Genomic DNA, 17,564 nt, shown 5'->3' on the forward strand with positions numbered 1-17,564 from the left:
ATCGGCGGTCGGTTTCACCACTACGCACTGGACGGGGTGACCGCTTGGACGTCGCGTGAAGCTGATCAGATCTGCCTGCTCTCGGTCCACGCTCGGAGTTTCTCCGGGTTGCGGACCGCCCAGATGCGGGTGATGCGGTCTCCGGCGAGGCCGAAGGCGGCCACGGTCACGGTGACACCGGTGTGCTGGGCGACCAGGCCGGGCCGGCCGTTGACCGTCCGCTCCAGGAGCGTCAGTCCAGGGGCCTTGTCGGCGATGTGGATCAGGTACTCGGCGATACGCCTGCTGCCCACGACCGGGCGCAGGACGGTGCCGACCAAGCCACCGCCGTCGGCGACCATCGCGGCGTCGGGGTCGAGGAGGCCGACCAGGGCCTCGATGTCCCTGGCCTCCCACGCCTCCTTGAAGTGCCGCACCAGACCGGCCTGCCCGGCCGCCGGAACCGCCGGAGCCTGCGCGGCCCGGATGCGCCGACGGGCCGAGGACGCCAGCTGCCGGCAGGCCGCGGGCGTCCGGCCGACGATCTCGGCGACCTCGGCGAAGGGGTAGCGGAAGACGTCGTGCAGGATGAACGCCACACGTTCGGCCGGCGTCATCGACTCCAGTACGACGAGGAAGGCCATGGTCACCGACTCGTCCAGGGTGATCCGGTCGGCGGGGTCGGCCGGTTCGGCTCTGCCGCCGGCCCGCCCGCTGATCCACTCCGTACGGTCGGGCAGCGGCTCGGGTATCCATGCGCCGACGTAGCGCTCGCGCCGGGCCCGCGCCGAGCCGAGCACGTCCAGGCAGACGCGGCCGGCCACCGTCGTCAGCCAGGCGCCGGGCGACGCGATGTCCTCCTGCTGCTGCCCTGACATCGCGTACCAGCGGGCGTAGGTCTCCTGCACGGCGTCCTCGGCCTCGGTCAGCGAACCGAGCAGCCGGTAGGCAAGATTGATCAGCTGGCGCCGCTCGCCGACGATCGTGTTCAGGCCGGGCTCGGACCGGTCGTGCGCCGGCTCGGACGGTGTACTCATGGTCGCGGCCGCTCCCTGGTTCTTCTCGTCCGCTTCCGTCCCTCCCCGCTACGGCGAAACACCGCACTGGACTGTGAGGTTGACGCTTCACCTCACATTTCGCGGGCCCGCGTCGTCGGACTGCCGAGAGGCTACCGATCCATCGCCGCGAGGCAGAAGCGAGGACCACATCATGGCCGTACAGACGACGACAGCACCGGGCAGGTTCACGTTCCTGCACGTCGCGATCGCCTTGCAGACCTTGGCCCTCTTCTTCCAGGGGGTCACCGCCGGAATGCTGCTGTCCTCGTCCCTCGGCGCGGTACTGCACGACGTCGGATCGCGCGTGATGTACGGCGCGTCGATGTTGTACGTGCTCGCCGCGATCTTGGCATGGCGTCCGGGCGGCGGGTCGCCACGCCCCATCCTGTACGCGTCCGGCTTCCTCGTGCTCGCCTCGGTGCAGGTGGTCCTTGGCATCGCGCACATACCGTCGCTCCATGTCCCCCTGGGCATCCTGATGTTCGGCCTGAGCGTGCTGGCACTGGGCCAGGCGCTGTCCACCGCCCCGGGCGTCAACTCACTGCGACGTACCCCGTGACGCCCTACCAAGCACCGAGCCGTTTTCACGACTCCCCATCACCTTGCTGCTTCGAGTCGTGGGGGCGCGGCGGCGCCCCCTGGAAGATGAGTCCGGCCCCTTCTTCGTTCCCGTGCTGACTTGGTGCTGACCTGGAAGCGCTGTGTCAGTCGCTACGACCCGGCGCGAGTTTGTCCAGATCGAGGCTGATCTCGAATGGAAGGGACCGCTTGAGCGTGTGGCGGAAGATTCCTGCTGGTGCGTACGACCCGGTCGGCTCGTCGAGCTCGTAGACGTGCACGGCGGGAACCGTGTCCTCGTCCTCGATGCACCAGTAGTGCCGGATTCCCGCCTCGGCGTACTTGCGCAGCTTTACTGTCCGGTCGCGGTGGGCGGACTCGGGGGAGACGACCTCGATGACCAGTTGGACGTCTTGCGGGGCGAACCAGGTGCAGTCAGGGTCATACGGGGCCGTGGTCACCACGAGGTCCGGCTCCGGGCGGTTGCGGGCATCGAGGCGGATGGTCATCTCCCGACCGACCCTGAATCCCGCGGGGGCCTGTGCCCTGAGGGCAAGCGTGAGGTCGGTGACGATCTCTCCGTGCCACCAGCGCTGGGGCGACATCATGAAGACGAGCGCTCCGTCGATCAGCTCGGTGTGGCGCGGCGCTTCCGGGAGGCGGTCCAGGTCCTCCGCGAACCAGCCTTCCGCGCGTGGCGGACGCATCCAGTCGGGCAGTTCGGTCACGGCTCAACCGTAGCGACTCGGGGAGGACCGGGCCACGAGATCGTCAGTGGCGGATCCATCGCGTACGGGAAAGGGGCCGGGCTCATTGAGTCCGGCCCCCTTCCGCTGTCCTCCTCCATTTCACGAGGATCAGGGGAGCTTGGCCGCCAGGACATCCACCGGGCGGATGTCCGGGGCCGAGCTCAGCATCGCCTCCGCCACCTCCATCAGGGCGGCTGCGATCCGTCCCTGCAGATGGGCCGTGCGGCCCTCCTCGTCCTCGAAGGTGTCGAAGATCCCGAACGTGGTGGCGTTCTCCCGGAACGCGAACCAGGTGACCGTGTGCTCCTCGGCCCGGGCCAACTGCAGGGCGTCGCGCAGCAGGCTCTCGACCTTGTCCGCGTACTCGGGCTTGGCTTCGATGCGGGCCAGCAGTCCGATGTTCATGGCATCACTCCGTGGGTCGGCTTCGGTGTCCCCGGTGTCGGGTTCACCCTCAAACCTAGGGTCGCGACCGCCTCCACCCCAGTGTCGCAAACGACTCATCCGATACGGTTTCCGTCATGGACGTGGCAGTGCTGGCATACGACGGTGTGTTCGACTCCGGACTCTCGGCGATCCTTGATGTGCTCGACGGCGCCAACGCGATGCGGGAGGAGCTTCCGCATCCGCCGCCCGGCTGGCGGGTCACCACCGTCGGCTTCCGGCGCCGGGTGCGTACCGGCGCCGGGCATGTCGTGGCCACCGCGCCCGTGGCCGCGGTGGAGCGGGCCGATCTGCTGCTGGTGCCGGCGCTCGCCGAGCGGCGGCCCGACGCGCTCGTCGCCCATGTCTCCGGGCCCGCCTCGGCCGCGGTGCGGGGTCTGGTGGCCGATGCGCGCGGGCGCGGTACGCCCGTCGCGTCGGCCTGTACGGGCACGTTCCTGCTGGCCGAATCGGGGGTGCTCGACGGGCGGACGGCGACCACGAGCTGGTGGCTGGCGCCGGTCTTCCGCAAGCGCTATCCGGCGGTCACGATCGACGAGACGAGGATGGTGGCCACGTCGGACGGCGTCACGACGGCCGGCGCGGCCTTCGGTCATGTCGACCTCGCGCTCGCGATCGTACGAATGACCAGCCCCGCGCTGGCCGATCTCGTCGCCCGCTACCTGGTGGTCGACGAGCGGCCGTCCCAGTCGGCGTACACCATCCCGGGCGCGCTCGCGCAGAACGATCCGGTCGTCGCCGCCTTCGAGCGCTGGGTCCGGCTGAATCTCGACGAGCCGTTCAGCGTCGGCGACGCGGCGCGCTCGCTCGGTGTCAGCGAGCGCACCCTCCAGCGGACCGTACGCCGCGTGCTCGGCACGTCTCCCGTGCGCTTCGTCCAGGACCTGCGCGTCGAACAGGCCTCCCACCTGCTGCGGACGACGGATCTGTCCCTGGACTCCATCGCGCGCAAGGTCGGCTACGAGCACGCGAACACCCTGCGGATCCTGCTGCGTGAGCGGACGGGCAGCACGGCGGGGACTCTGCGCGGCGGCCGCTGATCCCGACTTGGAGCCCCCGTCATCGCGTGTGGGTTGTGTTACTCGACTCTCTGGAGGACAGTTCGTACCGAGCAGTAAGTTTGGAGTTCAAACTGAGGAGGCTGTCGTGCGGGACGCGGTGATCGTCGAGGCGGTTCGTACACCGGTGGGCAAGGGCAAGCCGGGAGGTGCGCTGCACGAAGAGCGCCCCGTGGACCTGCTGGCCCGGACACTTCAGGCGCTCGTCGAGCGGGCCGGGATCGATCCCGCGCTGGTCGACGACGTCATCGGCGGCTGTGTGACCCAGGTGGGCGACCAGTCGCTCAACATCACCCGCAACGCGGTGCTCGCCGCCGGCTTCCCCGAGAGCGTGCCGGGCATGACCGTGGACCGGCAGTGCGGCTCGTCCCAGCAGGCCGCGCACATCGCGGCGCAGGGCGTGATCAGTGGGGCGTACGACATCGCGATCGCGTGCGGCGTTGAGTCGATGTCCCGGGTGCCGATGGGGTCCAATGTGCTGCCGGGCAGCGACCCGTTCGGCGTGCGGCTGGGCGAGAGGTACCCGGGCGGGCTGGTCGGTCAGGGGATCAGCGCGGAGCTGATCGCGGCGCGCTGGAAGCTCGCGCGCGAGGAGCTGGACGCCTTCGCGCTGGAGTCGCACCGGCGTGCGGCCGGCGCCTGGGAGCGCGGGGAGTTCGACCGGGAGGTCGCCTGGACCGGGCAGCGGGACGAGAGCGTACGGCCGGGCACCACGGCCGAGGCGCTGGCGGGGCTGAGGCCCGCGTACTACGACCCGGCGATGGAGCAGCGGTTCCCCGAGATCGGCTGGCGCGTCACGGCGGGCAACAGCTCACCGGTCAACGACGGCGCGGCGGCGCTGCTGATCATGGGTGCGGATGTGGCGGAGCGGCTGGGGCTGCGGCCGCGCGCCCGGTTCCACTCGTTCGCGGTGGCCGGGGACGATCCGCTGCTGATGCTCACCGCGATCATGCCGGCGACGGAGAAGGTACTGGCCAGGGCAGGGCTGACGACCGGGGACATCGATGTGTACGAGGTGAACGAGGCGTTCGCGTCGGTGGTGCTCGCCTGGCAGCGGGAGACGGGCGTCGACGCGGACAGGCTCAATGTGCGCGGCGGGGCGGTCTCCATCGGTCATCCGCTGGGCGGCAGCGGGGCGCGCATCATGACGACGCTGCTGCACAACCTGGAGGACAGGGGCGGGCGTTACGGGCTGCAGACGATGTGCGAGGCGGGTGGTCTGGCCAACGCGACGATCATTGAGCGCCTGTGAGGGGGACGGGTGGTGGGGCGGCGGCGGCCCGGGTGCGGGGCGTCGGCCGCCCTCCGTCCGGAACGTTTGAATTCGCAACTGACCGTCTGGAATGAGCCACATGTCGACGAGCATCCAGCCCCGAGAGTGCTCCATCGCCGATGCGCTCGGCCTCGTGGGTGAGCGCTGGACGCTGCAGGCCGTACGCGAACTGACCCATGGCGTCCACTGCTTCGACCGGATCGTCCGCAACACCGGGGCGTCCCGCGACATCCTCACGGCCCGGTTGCGCAAGCTGGAGGCGGCGGGTGCGGTCCGGCGCGAGCAGTACAACGTGCACCCGCCGCGGTACGAGTACCACCTCACCCCGGCGGGCGGGGAACTCGGCGACGTACTGCTCACGCTGATGAAGTGGGGCGACCGGCACCTCAACCCCGAGGATCCGCCCGTGAGGTGGCAGCACTCGTGCGGCGAGGCGGCCCGCAAGGGGGCGCACTCGCCGACGGGCCGCGGGGTCCTGACGGCCGAATGATCCCGTCGGCTGGTCCCGCGCCCGTCTCCACCAGCACATGCCCTGGTCGTACGTCGGCCGTCCGCGGCGCCGCCGGCGACAGTGCGCGTCGAACGAGTAGAACCGGTCCGCCCATTCGGGCCTCAGAATGGCTTCGAGCAAAGCCATCGAGCGGCACACGTCGCAAAGTACGGGTATCCCGGGCAGTCGCCGAGCACCATCGTGTACGGTCACGCGCTGATCCAACCGCAGAGGTGTGGATCACCCACAGGAGGCATCAACGATGAGTGGAACGCACCCCGCAGCCGACGATCCGACCGGCTGGTTCGAGCGCGTCTACGCCGAAGGGGCCGGCGGGCGGCGGGCGATGCCATGGGACCAGGCGGGGCCCTTCGGCATGCTCAGGGAGTGGGCGCGGGTCCGCGAGGTGCGCGGCGGCGGACGGCGGGCGCTGGTCGTCGGGTGCGGCCTCGGCCGCGATGCCGAGTTCATCGCCGGACTCGGCTTCGACACCGACGCCTTCGACATCTCCGCCACCGCCATCCGTACCGCCCGCAGCCGCTTCCCGGATTCGTCGGTGCGCTACCAGATCGCCGACCTGCTGAACCCGCCTCCGGAGTGGGACGCGGCCTTCGACCTGGTGGTGGAGTCGCACACGGTGCAGGCACTTCCGGAACCCCTCAGGAGCGAGGCGATCGCCAACGTCGGTCCCATGGTCCGGCCGGGCGGGACGCTCATCGTCTTCGCCGCCGTGCACGACGCCGCGGCCGTCCCGTCCCAGGGGCCGCCGTGGCCGCTGACCCGTACCGAGATCGACGCATTCGCGGCCGCCGCGGGGCTCGCGCCCGTGGACATCGAGGAGCTCGAGGATCCGGACGGTCCGCCCGTACACCGCTGGCGCGCGGAGTTCCGCCGGCCCGAGTCCGACCAGGCGTAGTCCGACCTGTGCATTGACCATGTGCCCGGCAGCGAGGAGAGACATGTCGTACCCGGACCCGAAGTACCTGGACGGCAGTGGCGAGATCACCGCGGAGTTCCGTCCCGCGGACACCCCCGCGAATCTGGTGGCCAGGAGCGGCAGCCGTACGCACTATCTGGCCACCACCGCTTCCACGGGCGGGGAGTTCGGGCTCTACCGGATGGACATGGCCCCCAAGGCCGGTGGCCCGAAGACGCACTTCCACAGGTCCATCTCGGAGTCCTTCTTCATCCTCGAGGGGACGGTGCGGCTCTACAACGGCGACAGCTGGATCGACGGCACGGCCGGCGACTTCCTGTACGTCCCGCAGGGCGGGCTGCACGCCTTCCGCAACGACTCGGACGCCCTCGCCTCGATGCTGCTGCTCTTCACGCCGGGGGCGCCGCGCGAGGAGTACTTCGAGAAGGTCGCCGAGGTCGCGAGCGAGGGGTCGCCCGAGGAGCAGGCGGAGTTCTTCATCAAGCACGACACCTACTGGACCTGAGGCGCCAGGCCCGTCTTGAGGCCCGCGCCGCAGAGCGGGACGACCGCCGTGCGGTCGGTCCAGGTGCCGGCCGCCGCCCAGCACGCGACCCCGGTCGACTCGACGAAAAGACCGCGTGCGGCCAGGTCCAGCTGCGCCGCCCGGATCTGATCCTCCGTCACCGTGAGGAAGGTGCCGCCCGACTCGCGTACGGCACGCAGGATCTGGCGGGCGCGCGGCGGGCGCGGGATGGCGATGCCCTCGGCGAGCGTGGGCCTGGCCGGCGTCGCGCTGTCGTCGAGGAGTTCCTCGGCGCCGGCGTGGAAGGCCGCGGCCAGTGGCGAGACCGCTTCGGCCTGGACCGCGATCAGGGCGGGGCGCTCGGCGATCAGGCCGTGGGCGTGGAGTTCGGCGAGGGCCACGGCCGCGCCGAGGAGCAGGGTGCCGTTGCCGACGGGGACGACGATCGCCTCGGGGAGCCGGCCGCCGAGGTCCTCCCACAGCTCGTAGACGTACGTCTTCGTGCCGTGCAGGAAGTACGGGTTGAAGACATGGCTCGCGTAGAAGGTGCCGGGGGTGTCGGCGGCCGCGCGGGCGGCCAGGGCGGTGGCCTCACGGTCGCCGGTGACGAGTTCGAGGTGCGCGCCGTGCGCCCGGATCTGCTCCACCTTCTTGGCGGAGGTGCCCTCGGGTACGTACACCGTGCAGTCCAGACCGGCCCGTGCGCAGTACGCGGCGACGGCCGTGCCCGCGTTCCCGCTGCTGTCGGCGATCACGCGCTTCGGCGCGAGCCGGCGGGCGAGCTCGGCCAGCATCACCGCGCCGCGGTCCTTGAAGGAGAGCGTCGGCATCAGGAAGTCGAGCTTCACGGAGACGGTGGGCGTGAGCGGAACGAGCGGGGTGCGGCCCTCGCCGAGGGAGACGGCGGGCGCGGAGAGCGGCAGCGCCTCCTCGTACCGCCACAGTGAACCGACCCGGCCGGCAAGGGACTCGCGGGCTACGGGCGCGGCGCTGAAGTCCAGGTCCCAGGGGCCGCGGCAGTCGGGGCAGCGCCAGGCGAGCGACTCGACGGAGGATCCGGTTCCGCAGTCGGGGCAGCGGTAGGAGGTCATGGTTCGCCAGCATGGCAGTTGTGTGGCGCACGTGTTACGGCACCTCCCAAGCTCTTGTGTGTTTCCTATGGATCCGCCAATCTTTCGCTCGACAGGCGAGACACGGGCACAGGGGCTTCAGCTGTTCGTTGTCATGTGCCTGTCGTGCTACCCCCACAGCAACGCACCACCAATGAGGAGGACCCCTCACATGTCTGTGATGCGTACTTCGCAGCGAAGACTCGCCGCGGCAAGCGCAATAGCCGTCGCCGCGCTCGCGCTCGGCACGGTATCCGCACTCCCGGCCACCGCGGTCGAGGCGGCTCCGGAAGGCGTCGTCCAGAACGCCGGCGCACCCGGAGCCATTGCGGACAGCTACATCGTCACGCTCGACGAGTCCGCGGCCGACGCCGGTTCCGCGGCGGGCAAGGCGCTCGCCAAGGAATACGGCGCGAAGATCAAGACGACGTACAACGCCGCGCTGAACGGCTACGCCGTCGAGCTCTCCGCGGCCCAGGCGAAGAAGTTCGCCGCGGACCCGGCTGTCGAGTCCGTCGTGCAGAACCGCGTCTTCAAGGCCAATGGCACCCAGCCGAACCCGCCGTCCTGGGGTCTCGACCGGATCGACCAGAGGGCCCTTCCGCTGAACCAGAGTTACACCTACCCGGACGCCGCGGGCGAGGGCGTGACCGCGTACATCATCGACACCGGTGTACGGATCACCCACAGCGACTTCGGCGGCCGGGCGTCGTACGGCTATGACGCCATCGACAACGACAACACCGCGCAGGACGGCAACGGCCACGGCACGCACGTCGCCGCCACCGTCGCCGGGTCCTCGTACGGCGTGGCCAAGAAGGCCAAGGTCGTCGGCGTCCGGGTGCTCAACAACGCAGGCTCGGGCACGACCGCGCAGGTCGTCGCCGGCATCGACTGGGTGACGCAGAACGCCGTCAAGCCGGCCGTCGCCAACATGAGCCTGGGCGGCGGCATCGACTCCGCCCTCGACACGGCGGTGCGCAACTCCATCGCTTCCGGCATCACCTACGGTGTCGCGGCGGGCAACGACGGCGCCAACGCCTCCAACTACTCGCCCGCGCGCGTGGCCGAGGCCATCACCGTCGGCTCCACGACCAGCACCGACGCGCGCTCCAGCTTCTCCAACTACGGCGCCGTGCTGGACATCTTCGCCCCGGGCTCGTCGATCACCTCGGCCTGGAACACCAACGACTCCGCGACGAACACCATCTCGGGCACGTCGATGGCGACGCCGCACGTCGTGGGCGCGGCCGCGCTCTATCTGGCGGCGAACAGGACCGCGACCCCGGCCCAGGTCTCCACGGCCCTGACCACCGCCGCCACGAGCGGCGCGGTGGGCAACCCGGGCAGCGGCTCGCCGAACAGGCTGCTGTACGTCGGCACCGGTGACACCCCGCCGCCGGGCAAGAAGTTCGAGAACACCGCGGACTACGCGATCAGCGACTTCGCCACCACCGAGTCGCCGGTCACCGTCAGCGGCGTCACCGGCAACGCGCCTGCGACGCTGAGCGTGCCGGTCGACATCAAGCACACGTACATCGGCGACCTGAAGATCGACCTGATCGCCCCGGACGGCACGGTCTACGGTCTGAAGGCCTACGGGACCGGCGGCAGCACGGACAACGTGAACACCACGTACACGGTGAACGCGTCGTCGGAGGTCGCGAACGGCACCTGGAAGCTGCGGGTCAGCGACAACGCGGCAGTGGACGTCGGCAAGATCGACTCCTGGGCTCTGCAGTTCTGAGGTTGTGAGTCCTGAGCTCTGAGCTCCGAACTCCCGGAAGGGGGCGGTCGCCGACGGCGGCCGCCCCTTTCCGCGTTGCTCCCGCTCAGCCGAGCAGCCGACGCATGACGGGAACGGGCAGGGTGGGATTCGCGGCGGCGCACGCGGCGAGCTCGTCGTCGTCCAGCAGGGCGAGCAGCCGGTCGGCCGGAAGCCGCGGATGACGGGCGGCCGTGGCCCGGACCGACCGGTCCTGATCGCGGGTGAGCCGGTCGGCGACGGCAGGGGTGAGACCGGGGTCGAGGGTGGCCGGCAGGCGTACGAGCGGATCCTCGGCGTCGGCGAAGGACCCGGCGAGACCGGCGAGCTCGGCACGGATGATCCATTCCGGGTCGTCCACGAGCCGTCCGCGCTGCTCCCCGTCGATGTGCGGGTTCTGCGTGAATGCCGCGCGCACCCGGAGCTCCGGGTGCCCGGCGATCGCGTCCACCACCTCCTCCGGGAACTCCCGTCGGTCCGTGCACAGCGGGGACCGGACGGCCTCGTACTCCGGCTCCAGCAGCCGCAGCAGTACGTCGACGGGCGCGGCCGGATTAACCGCGACTCCCTCCAGCGCGGCGGTCATCCGGTCTCGTCCCGCGGCTGCTGCCGGCTGCATTCCGTCCCCCGCCTCCCGACGCGTATGATCCGCGCGCCTGTTCGTTCGACCCCCCCGATCCCGACGAGGAGCACCGTACCCGTGGACCCATCCACCCAGGGCTGGCAGCCGCATCCGCAGTACGCCCCCAGACCGCCGGTCAACGGTCTCTCCATCGCCTCCCTCGTCCTCGGGATCGTCTGCTGTCTGCCCCCGCTCGGTCTCGTCCTCGGGCTGATATCCCTCTCGCAGATCAAGAAGAAGGGCGAGCGCGGCAAGGGCATGGCCGTCGCGGGCACCGTCCTGTCCTCCCTCAGTACGGCGCTGCTGGCCGTCGCGCTCGCCACCGGTGGGATCGGTGAGGCCTGGGACGGCTTCAAGGAGGGCATGGACAAGGCGTCCCGCTCGCGCAGCACCCTGGATCTGCGCAAGGGCGACTGCTTCAACCTCCCAGGCAGCGGCGCGGTGGAGCGCGAGACGACGGACGTCGAGGTCGTGGACTGCGCGAGCGAGCACGAGGCGGAGGTCGCCGGAGGCTTCAAGGTCCGCGGCTATGAGACCTATCCCGGTGAGAGCCGGCTCGACTCGCTCGCCGACACGCGCTGTCAGGAGGTCAACGACGGGTACGCGATGGATCCCTGGGCCGTGCCGAAGGGGACCGAGATGTACTACTACCTGCCGACCAAGGAGAGCTGGCGGCTCGGCGACAAGATCGTCACCTGCGCCTTCGTCATCGACGGCGGCGTGGTCCAAGGCTCCGTACGGCGCGATGCCAAGAGCCTCGACGACCATCAACTCGTCTATCTGAAGGCGGAGTCGGCGATCGCGAGTACCGAGTACGCCGTGCCGGAGGAGGACTTCGCCGACAACGCCGAGGGGTACCGGGACTGGGCCCGGCAGACCTCCGTCGCGCTGGCCGAGCAGGCGGGGGTCCTGCGCGGGCACTCCTGGCCGGGGGCCGCGGCAGGGCCGGCGGAGGAGCGGGCGAAGGAGTACGAGCGGGCGCGCGTCCACTGGGACAAGGCCGCCCGCGCGCAGGACGAAGACGCCTTCTGGACGCACTCCTACGACGGCCAGGACACGCTGGAGCGGACGACGGAGATCTCGGTGCGCGGGCCGCTCGGGCTCGAAGCCACCCCGCCGGCGGACGAGACGGACGAGACGGATGCTCCAGTGGACGAGAGCGGCGGTCCGGCGGAAGAGACCGGGGTGCCCGCGGAAGAGACCGGCGCCTGAGCCACCGACAGCCCAGGCACCGGCCTCGTCCGAGTCCCGCCCCGCTGGACAGGCCCAGGCCCTGTCTAGGGCGTGTTTTGGAAGTCCCGCCCGCCCTGCGGGCGGACGGCGCTACTTCCAAACACGCCCTAGCGGCGGGAGAGGCCGCGGTCGACGGCGGTCATCAGCTCGCCGTCGGCCGTGTCGCCGTCCAGGGACCAGAACATCGCGCCGCCCAGGCCCCGTTCACGGATGTACGAGGTCTTGGTGCGCAGTACCTGCGGGTCGTCGTACGTCCACAGGGTGGTGCCGTCGAAGAGCCACGCGTGGCCGTTCCGGCGGTCCCGGTGCACCGTGTACGTCCCCGAGTCGGCGAGCTTCTTGAGGGCCTTGTAGTCCTCGTAACCTGCCGCCCAGGTGGCGGGCGCGGGCGCGCTCGCCGGCTGGTTGAGGCCGTCGCCGCCGCCGGTCACGCCCGTCCAGCCCTGGCCGTAGAAGGGCATGCCCATCACCAGCTTGCGGGCGGGAGCTCCGCGGTCGCGCCAGGCGTCGACGGTCTGGTCCACGCTGAAGTCGTTCCTGGCGTAGAGCGCGGACTGCTGCGCCGTGGTCTTCTCGCCCGAGACATGGAAGTCGTAGCCCTGGAGGTTGACGAAGTCCAGATCGCGCATGATCTTGCGGACCTCGAAGCCCGCGTCGATCTTGGCCGGGGCGGTCGGCACGAAGGCGGTCAGCTCGTAGTGCTTGCGCTTCTTGAGGGAATTGGCGTACGCGTCGAGCTGGGTGCGGAACTCCCGTACCAGCGCGGTGAAGTTCTGCTTGTCCTCCGGCCGGAAGACGGTGTCCGTGTCGCCCGCCGATCCCGGCCACTCCCAGTCGAGGTCGACGCCGTCGAAGAGTCCGGCGGCAGCGCCGGCGCCGCCGCGTGCTCCGTCGAGAGGCAGATTGCCCTTGATGTAGAGGTCGATGCAGGAGGACACGAACGCCTTGCGGGAGGCCGGGGTGCGGGCCGCGTCCGAGAAGTGCGTGGACCAGCTCCAGCCGCCGAGGGAGATGAGCACCTTGAGGCCGGGGTACCTGGCCTTGAGCTCGCGCAGCTGGTTGAAGTTGCCGGCGAGGGGCTGCTCGGCGGTGTCGGCGACGCCGTCCACCGAGTCGGCGGCCTCCAGCGGCCGGGCGTAGTCGGCCCAGGCGTCCGCCTCGCCGGGAACACTTCCGGTGAAGCACTTGCCCTCGGCGTTCACATTGCCGAAGGCGTAGTTGATGTGGGTGAGCTTGCCGGCCTGCCCGCTGGTGTCCATGTCCTTGACCTGGAAGTCCCGGCCGTAGACACCCCATTGGGTGAAGTATCCGACGCGCTTGTACGAGGGCTTTCCGTGGCTGCTGCTCTCGCCCTGGGCGCCCTGGGCGTCCTGGGCGTTCTGGGCGGAGGCGCTGGGTGCGAGGGCGGCGAGGAGGGAGAGGGAGCAGGCGGCAACGGCCGCCCTGACAAGGGATCTTCGGCAGTTTCGACGCATGGTCAGGAAACTATTGGTCTGGACCATTCGGGTCAATGGGTTGACGGGGATTGGTGGCCGTACTCGCGGTAAACGCCTGCGTAAAGGCAAGTCATCACTTCGAGTGAAACTTTGGCCCACGCTTGCTATCAACAACCCACGGTTGCCAGGCTGTTGCTGTCTGTCAACCTGTTGGGAGTGGGCCAGTGACATTCGGTGAGCAGCCCGCCTATCTGCGCGTTGCGAGCGATCTCCGCGAGAAGATCGTCAACGGCTCGCTGCCGCCGCACACCCGGCTTCCCTCGCAGGCCCGCATCCGCGAGGAGTACGGCGTCTCCGACACCGTCGCCCTCGAGGCGCGCAAGGTCCTGATGGCGGAGGGCCTGGTCGAGGGCCGCTCCGGCTCCGGTACGTATGTCCGCGAGCGGCCCGTCCCGCGCCGTGTCTCCCGCACCGGCTACCGCCCGCCGTCCGGCGCCAACCCCTTCCGCCAGGAGCAGGCGGAGGAGGACGCCCGGGGCACCTGGGAGTCCAGCAGCGAGCAGGAGGAGGCGGGTCCGGAGATCGCCGACCGGCTCGGCATCCCGTTCGGCGACCGCGTGATGCGTACGCGCTATGTCTACCGGGACGCGGGCGAGGTGATGATGCTCTCCACCTCCTGGGAGCCCTTGGAGGTCACCGGGCGCACCCCGGTGATGCTGCCGGAGGAGGGCCCGCTGGGCGGCTGCGGGGTCGTCGAGCGGATGGCCGCCATCGACGTCGTCGTGGACAACGTCGTGGAGGAGGTCGGCGCGCGGCCGGGGCTGGCGGAGGAGCTCCTGACGCTCGGCGGCGTACCGGGCCATGTGGTCATGGTCGTCGAGCGGACGTACTACGCGTCGGGGCGGGCGGTCGAGACGGCCGACGTCGTCGTCCCGGCGGACCGCTACCGGATCGCATACCACCTGCCGGTGAAGTGAGCCCCGATGCGGGGAAATGACCGGTAGCCGAACAGGACGTCCGATGACCGTGATCACGAGTTAACGCCCGCTCCCGTCCCGTAACGCCCGGGCAATCGCCCGCCGCGTCCGACTGTCATGTCCGGCTCCTACCTTCCCGTCCGTACGTGCCCTGCCCCCGCACACGGACCGACGAACGGGAAGTCACCGATGACGGACACCGCCACATCTGTCACCAGGACGCCGGACGAAGAGCGTCAGCCGCCGCCCAAGCGCAGTTACGCCAAGCTCGCCGCCGACGAAAGCCGCGAGGATTACTCGCTGCGCTATGCGCCGCACTCCTTCCGCCGGTGGTCGCCCTCGATGGTCGCGGGCACCGCGCTCGGCGGCATCGCCTATCTCGCGGACTTCGCGATCGGCGCGTCGATCGTCTTCACCTACGGCTTCACCAGCGGTCTCGCCTCGATCCTCACCGCGGCGGTGATCATCTTCCTCACCGGGATCCCGATCGCGCGGGCCTGTGCGAAGTACGGCCTGGACATGGATCTGGTCACCCGCGGCGCGGGCTTCGGCTACTTCGGCTCGACGCTGACCTCGCTCATCTACGCCTCGTTCACCTTCATCTTCTTCGCTCTCGAAGGCTCGATCATGGCGCAGGCCATGCATCAGGCCGTCGGGCTGCCCGTCGAGATCGGTATCTGCTCACCACGCTGATCGTCATCCCGATCGTCTTCAAGGGGATGGGCGCGCTGGCGAAGGTGCAGGCCTGGACCCAGCCGGTCTGGATCATCGGCATGGTGCTGCCCTTCATCGTGCTGGCCTTCGAAGCGCCGGACGCCTGGGGTGCGTTCGGCTCCTTCGGCGGTACGGAGGGAGCCGGATCGGGCTTCTCGTGGATCGGCTTCGGCCTCGGCACGGGCGTCGCGCTCTCCCTGATCGCCCAGATCGGCGAACAGGCCGACTATCTGCGCTTCATGCCGGCCAGGACGGAGGCGAACAAGCGCCGCTGGAACCTCGCCGTGCTCGCCGCCGGCCCCGGGTGGGTCATCATCGGAGCGGCCAAGCAGCTCGGCGGCGCCTTCCTGGCCTTCGTCGCGCTGGAGGCCGTCGGCAAGACACACGCCCTGGAGCCGATCGCCCCGCAGATCGAGGCGCTCAAGCCCTGGCTGGGCTCGGTCGCTCTGCCGGCCGCCGCGCTCTTCGTGATCGTGTCGCAGGTCAAGATCAATGTGACCAACGCCTACAGCGGCTCGCTGTCCTGGTCGAACTTCTTCTCCCGCATCACCCACAAGCACCCGGGCCGGGTCTGGTACATCTTCCTCAACCTCGCCATCGCGCTGACGCTGATGGAGATGAACATGTTCGCGATGCTGGGCAAGCTGCTCGGCTTCTACTCGAATGTGGGCATCGCCTGGATCGCGGCGGTCGCCGCCGACCTGGTCATCAACAAGCGCATCGGACTCAGCCCGAAGTACATCGAGTTCAAGCGGGCCTATCTGTACGCGGTGAACCCCGCCGGATTCGGCGCGATGGTGATCGCGTCCACCGTCTCGATTCTGGCCTTCTTCGGACTCTTCGGCCGGCACGCCGAGGCCTTCTCCACCTTCATCGCGGCCGGACTCTCCCTGGTGCTCTGCCCGTTGATCGCCTGGGCGACGAAGGGCAAGTACTACCTGGCCAGGCCGAACCCCGTGAACGGGCCGGATGCCGAGATCGAGGACATCACCGCCACCCACACCTGTTCCGTGTGCGAGACGGCGTACGAGCTCCCGGACATCGCGGACTGCCCGGTCCAGTCCGGTCCGATCTGCTCGCTGTGCTGCTCACTGGACTCCGAGTGCGGCGACGTGTGCCGCAAGGATCCGGCGGCGAGCGGGCCGGTGCTGATGCCCGTGCCGACCGTGCCCGCCCCGGCGGCGTAGGGAGGGCCGGAAACCAGCCAGAGGGAGCGCATCCAGACGGGTGTGCTCCCTCATCCCTGTCTCTTTGTGTAAACCCGTATCCGCTGAGTAAAGGTCAGGCGTAGGCTCGGGCATATGCGTAGTGCGGTTTCCTGGCGATCGTTACAGACCTGCAGGCCGGCCCGGGGAGGGGCGCGATGAACGACAGTGGCGCTGTGCTGCCCTGGCTTGTCATACGGCAGGACGACAACGGCAACCGCTATCGCGTCGGCCGGTACGCCACCGAGGACGAGGCGCAGCAGATCGTCGACACCCTCGACGGCCGCGGGCACAAGCAGCTCTACTGGGTCGAGCGCATAGGACAGACGACGCACTAGGCGGTGTCTGACACGGCCCAGCCCGGCAGGATCCGAAGGACCCGCCTTTCGGTCGGTACCTTCCGGGCCCAGTACGCTCCGGCGCATGAAGGATCGTGTGGTCGTGGTGGCCGGTGCCCTGTACGACAAGGGGCGGCTGCTGGCCGCCCGCCGCAGTGCCCCCGCGGAGCTCGCCGGCCGCTGGGAACTCCCAGGCGGCAAACTGGAACCGGGCGAGAGTCCCGAGCAGGCGCTCGTACGTGAGCTGCGCGAGGAACTGGGCGTCGAGACGGAGCCGGTGGCGCGGATCCCCGGCGAGTGGCCGCTCAAGCCCGGCTATGTACTCCAGGTGTGGACGGCCCGGCTGGTCTCCGGTGAGCCGGAGCCGCTGGAGGACCATGACGCGCTGCGCTGGCTCGCGCCGCACGAGACGGATGCCGTCGACTGGCTCGATCAGGACCGTCCCGCCGTGGCGGAGGCGGCTCGACTCCTGCGTGAAAGGGAACGGGACGGCGCACGGGACTGATCTGTACGCCGTTCGCACCGCGGTGCGCCCATTGCCGCCAAAGCCGGGATACCTCGCACCGAATATCGGGTATGTGCTGAATAACCCCCCCAAATAGGACGCGGGTCTGCTGCTGGTCTGGGATGTGATCGGCGTGATCGACACCGAAGGCGAATGCGCCGAGTGGACCTTCCCTGCCGAGGCCAATTCCGTCCGCGCCGCCCGTCACGCCGTCCGTGGCACCCTTCGCGCCTGGGGGCTGGATTCCGCTGTCGGTGATGTCGCTGTGCTGCTGGTCAGCGAGCTGGTGACCAACTCTCTTCGCTATGCGTCGGGCCCGATCGGGGTCCGGATGGTCCGGCCGGAAGCCGGCGGCACCGTCCCCACCCTGCTCGTGGAAGTCTCCGATCCGCTTCCGGATCCTCCCACCGAACGTGCCGCCGAACCCGATGACGAGGGCGGACGCGGGCTGCAACTGGTGGCTTGTTCGGCTCGCCGCTGGGGCACGCGGCGGGGCAGAAGCGGCAAGACGGTGTGGTTCGAGCTGGCTCTCACTGGTTAGAAGAGTGAGGGGACGACGATCAGGCAGGGCTCGGCCGAAAATGAACGAGACCGTGCTGTGATCGTGAA

The 17,564-nt window shown here is 69.7% G+C and carries 18 protein-coding genes and 1 pseudogene; 13 read left to right on the forward strand and 6 right to left on the reverse strand.

Going from position 1 to position 17,564, the window contains the following annotated elements:
• Nucleotides 1-65: 65 nt before the first annotated feature.
• Complete coding sequence (gene sigJ, locus SLUN_RS25830) at nucleotides 66-1,016, reverse strand: RNA polymerase sigma factor SigJ (RefSeq protein WP_108152144.1); 951 nt, start codon at nucleotides 1,014-1,016, stop codon at nucleotides 66-68.
• A gap of 172 nt (nucleotides 1,017-1,188) precedes the next feature.
• Here sigJ and SLUN_RS25835 point away from each other — a divergent pair, with 172 nt between their 5' ends.
• On the forward strand, nucleotides 1,189-1,596 hold the full coding sequence (locus SLUN_RS25835) for a hypothetical protein (protein ID WP_108152146.1): 408 nt from the start codon (nucleotides 1,189-1,191) through the stop codon (nucleotides 1,594-1,596).
• Nucleotides 1,597-1,741: 145 nt separating this feature from the next.
• On the opposite strand, the gene SLUN_RS25840 is transcribed toward SLUN_RS25835, so the two are convergent.
• Together SLUN_RS25840 and SLUN_RS25845 are read right to left on the reverse strand one after the other, a co-directional pair.
• Nucleotides 1,742-2,323: a Uma2 family endonuclease gene (locus SLUN_RS25840; protein WP_108152148.1), complete on the reverse strand. Its 582-nt coding sequence runs from the start codon at nucleotides 2,321-2,323 to the stop codon at nucleotides 1,742-1,744.
• Between the two features lie 129 nt (nucleotides 2,324-2,452).
• Nucleotides 2,453-2,749: a putative quinol monooxygenase gene (locus SLUN_RS25845; RefSeq protein ID WP_108152150.1), complete on the reverse strand. Its 297-nt coding sequence runs from the start codon at nucleotides 2,747-2,749 to the stop codon at nucleotides 2,453-2,455.
• A 116-nt stretch (nucleotides 2,750-2,865) separates the two neighbouring features.
• Here SLUN_RS25845 and SLUN_RS25850 point away from each other — a divergent pair, with 116 nt between their 5' ends.
• The 5 genes from SLUN_RS25850 (at nucleotide 2,866) to SLUN_RS25870 (ending at nucleotide 7,051) form a co-directional block, all read left to right on the forward strand.
• Nucleotides 2,866-3,828, forward strand: a complete 963-nt coding sequence (locus SLUN_RS25850; RefSeq protein ID WP_108152151.1) for a GlxA family transcriptional regulator — start codon at nucleotides 2,866-2,868, stop codon at nucleotides 3,826-3,828.
• 106 nt (nucleotides 3,829-3,934) lie between these two features.
• Nucleotides 3,935-5,098: a thiolase family protein gene (locus SLUN_RS25855; protein ID WP_108152153.1), complete on the forward strand. Its 1,164-nt coding sequence runs from the start codon at nucleotides 3,935-3,937 to the stop codon at nucleotides 5,096-5,098.
• 100 nt (nucleotides 5,099-5,198) lie between these two features.
• Nucleotides 5,199-5,609 carry a winged helix-turn-helix transcriptional regulator gene (locus SLUN_RS25860; protein ID WP_108152155.1) on the forward strand — a complete coding sequence of 137 codons (411 nt, stop codon included), beginning with the start codon at nucleotides 5,199-5,201 and terminating at the stop codon, nucleotides 5,607-5,609.
• Nucleotides 5,610-5,871: 262 nt separating this feature from the next.
• The gene (locus SLUN_RS25865; RefSeq protein WP_108152157.1) at nucleotides 5,872-6,525 is read left to right on the forward strand and encodes a class I SAM-dependent methyltransferase; all 654 of its coding nucleotides are present in this window, start codon (nucleotides 5,872-5,874) and stop codon (nucleotides 6,523-6,525) included.
• A 43-nt stretch (nucleotides 6,526-6,568) separates the two neighbouring features.
• On the forward strand, nucleotides 6,569-7,051 hold the full coding sequence (locus SLUN_RS25870) for a cupin domain-containing protein (RefSeq protein WP_108152159.1): 483 nt from the start codon (nucleotides 6,569-6,571) through the stop codon (nucleotides 7,049-7,051).
• Here SLUN_RS25870 and SLUN_RS25875 read toward each other — a convergent pair.
• Complete coding sequence (locus SLUN_RS25875; protein WP_108152161.1) at nucleotides 7,039-8,142, reverse strand: pyridoxal-phosphate dependent enzyme; 1,104 nt, start codon at nucleotides 8,140-8,142, stop codon at nucleotides 7,039-7,041. The two genes, SLUN_RS25870 and SLUN_RS25875, sit on opposite strands and share 13 nt — an antisense overlap.
• A gap of 190 nt (nucleotides 8,143-8,332) precedes the next feature.
• Here SLUN_RS25875 and SLUN_RS25880 point away from each other — a divergent pair, with 190 nt between their 5' ends.
• Complete coding sequence (locus SLUN_RS25880) at nucleotides 8,333-9,907, forward strand: S8 family peptidase (RefSeq protein ID WP_108152163.1); 1,575 nt, start codon at nucleotides 8,333-8,335, stop codon at nucleotides 9,905-9,907.
• 85 nt (nucleotides 9,908-9,992) lie between these two features.
• On the opposite strand, the gene SLUN_RS25885 is transcribed toward SLUN_RS25880, so the two are convergent.
• On the reverse strand, nucleotides 9,993-10,511 hold the full coding sequence (locus tag SLUN_RS25885) for a hypothetical protein (RefSeq protein ID WP_108152165.1): 519 nt from the start codon (nucleotides 10,509-10,511) through the stop codon (nucleotides 9,993-9,995).
• 114 nt (nucleotides 10,512-10,625) lie between these two features.
• Here SLUN_RS25885 and SLUN_RS25890 point away from each other — a divergent pair, with 114 nt between their 5' ends.
• Entirely contained in the window at nucleotides 10,626-11,759 is a 1,134-nt protein-coding gene (locus SLUN_RS25890; RefSeq protein WP_159100325.1) for a DUF4190 domain-containing protein, read from the forward strand.
• Nucleotides 11,760-11,887: 128 nt separating this feature from the next.
• Here SLUN_RS25890 and SLUN_RS25895 read toward each other — a convergent pair whose 3' ends face one another.
• Nucleotides 11,888-13,255: a glycoside hydrolase family 18 protein gene (locus tag SLUN_RS25895; protein WP_108154939.1), complete on the reverse strand. Its 1,368-nt coding sequence runs from the start codon at nucleotides 13,253-13,255 to the stop codon at nucleotides 11,888-11,890.
• Nucleotides 13,256-13,440: 185 nt separating this feature from the next.
• Between SLUN_RS25895 and SLUN_RS25900 the strand changes: the two genes are divergently transcribed.
• From SLUN_RS25900 to SLUN_RS25920, 5 genes and pseudogenes are all read left to right on the forward strand, one after another.
• Complete coding sequence (locus tag SLUN_RS25900) at nucleotides 13,441-14,193, forward strand: GntR family transcriptional regulator (protein WP_108152169.1); 753 nt, start codon at nucleotides 13,441-13,443, stop codon at nucleotides 14,191-14,193.
• A 189-nt stretch (nucleotides 14,194-14,382) separates the two neighbouring features.
• Nucleotides 14,383-16,094, forward strand: a pseudogene (locus SLUN_RS25905) (purine-cytosine permease family protein).
• A 176-nt stretch (nucleotides 16,095-16,270) separates the two neighbouring features.
• Entirely contained in the window at nucleotides 16,271-16,450 is a 180-nt protein-coding gene (locus SLUN_RS25910; RefSeq protein WP_108152171.1) for a hypothetical protein, read from the forward strand.
• Nucleotides 16,451-16,535: 85 nt separating this feature from the next.
• Nucleotides 16,536-16,955 (forward strand): (deoxy)nucleoside triphosphate pyrophosphohydrolase, encoded by a 420-nt coding sequence (locus SLUN_RS25915; RefSeq protein ID WP_108152173.1) that lies wholly within the window; start codon nucleotides 16,536-16,538, stop codon nucleotides 16,953-16,955.
• 124 nt (nucleotides 16,956-17,079) lie between these two features.
• Complete coding sequence (locus SLUN_RS25920) at nucleotides 17,080-17,496, forward strand: ATP-binding protein (RefSeq protein WP_108152175.1); 417 nt, start codon at nucleotides 17,080-17,082, stop codon at nucleotides 17,494-17,496.
• Nucleotides 17,497-17,564 lie beyond the last annotated feature (68 nt).

Origin of the sequence: Streptomyces lunaelactis (assembly GCF_003054555.1) — a bacterium.
Lineage (GTDB): Bacteria > Actinomycetota > Actinomycetes > Streptomycetales > Streptomycetaceae > Streptomyces > Streptomyces lunaelactis.

Coding starts and splice junctions, on each gene's coding strand:
- SLUN_RS25880 (WP_108152163.1), top strand. CDS start 8,333: ATGTCTGTGATGCGTACTTCGCAGCGAAGACTCGCCGCGGCAAGCGCA.
- SLUN_RS25895 (WP_108154939.1), bottom strand. CDS start 13,255: ATGCGTCGAAACTGCCGAAGATCCCTTGTCAGGGCGGCCGTTGCCGCC.
- SLUN_RS25860 (WP_108152155.1), top strand. CDS start 5,199: ATGTCGACGAGCATCCAGCCCCGAGAGTGCTCCATCGCCGATGCGCTC.
- SLUN_RS25850 (WP_108152151.1), top strand. CDS start 2,866: ATGGACGTGGCAGTGCTGGCATACGACGGTGTGTTCGACTCCGGACTC.
- SLUN_RS25875 (WP_108152161.1), bottom strand. CDS start 8,142: ATGACCTCCTACCGCTGCCCCGACTGCGGAACCGGATCCTCCGTCGAG.
- SLUN_RS25885 (WP_108152165.1), bottom strand. CDS start 10,511: ATGACCGCCGCGCTGGAGGGAGTCGCGGTTAATCCGGCCGCGCCCGTC.
- SLUN_RS25915 (WP_108152173.1), top strand. CDS start 16,536: ATGAAGGATCGTGTGGTCGTGGTGGCCGGTGCCCTGTACGACAAGGGG.
- SLUN_RS25870 (WP_108152159.1), top strand. CDS start 6,569: ATGTCGTACCCGGACCCGAAGTACCTGGACGGCAGTGGCGAGATCACC.
- sigJ (WP_108152144.1), bottom strand. CDS start 1,016: ATGAGTACACCGTCCGAGCCGGCGCACGACCGGTCCGAGCCCGGCCTG.
- SLUN_RS25910 (WP_108152171.1), top strand. CDS start 16,271: ATGAACGACAGTGGCGCTGTGCTGCCCTGGCTTGTCATACGGCAGGAC.
- SLUN_RS25845 (WP_108152150.1), bottom strand. CDS start 2,749: ATGAACATCGGACTGCTGGCCCGCATCGAAGCCAAGCCCGAGTACGCG.
- SLUN_RS25865 (WP_108152157.1), top strand. CDS start 5,872: ATGAGTGGAACGCACCCCGCAGCCGACGATCCGACCGGCTGGTTCGAG.
- SLUN_RS25835 (WP_108152146.1), top strand. CDS start 1,189: ATGGCCGTACAGACGACGACAGCACCGGGCAGGTTCACGTTCCTGCAC.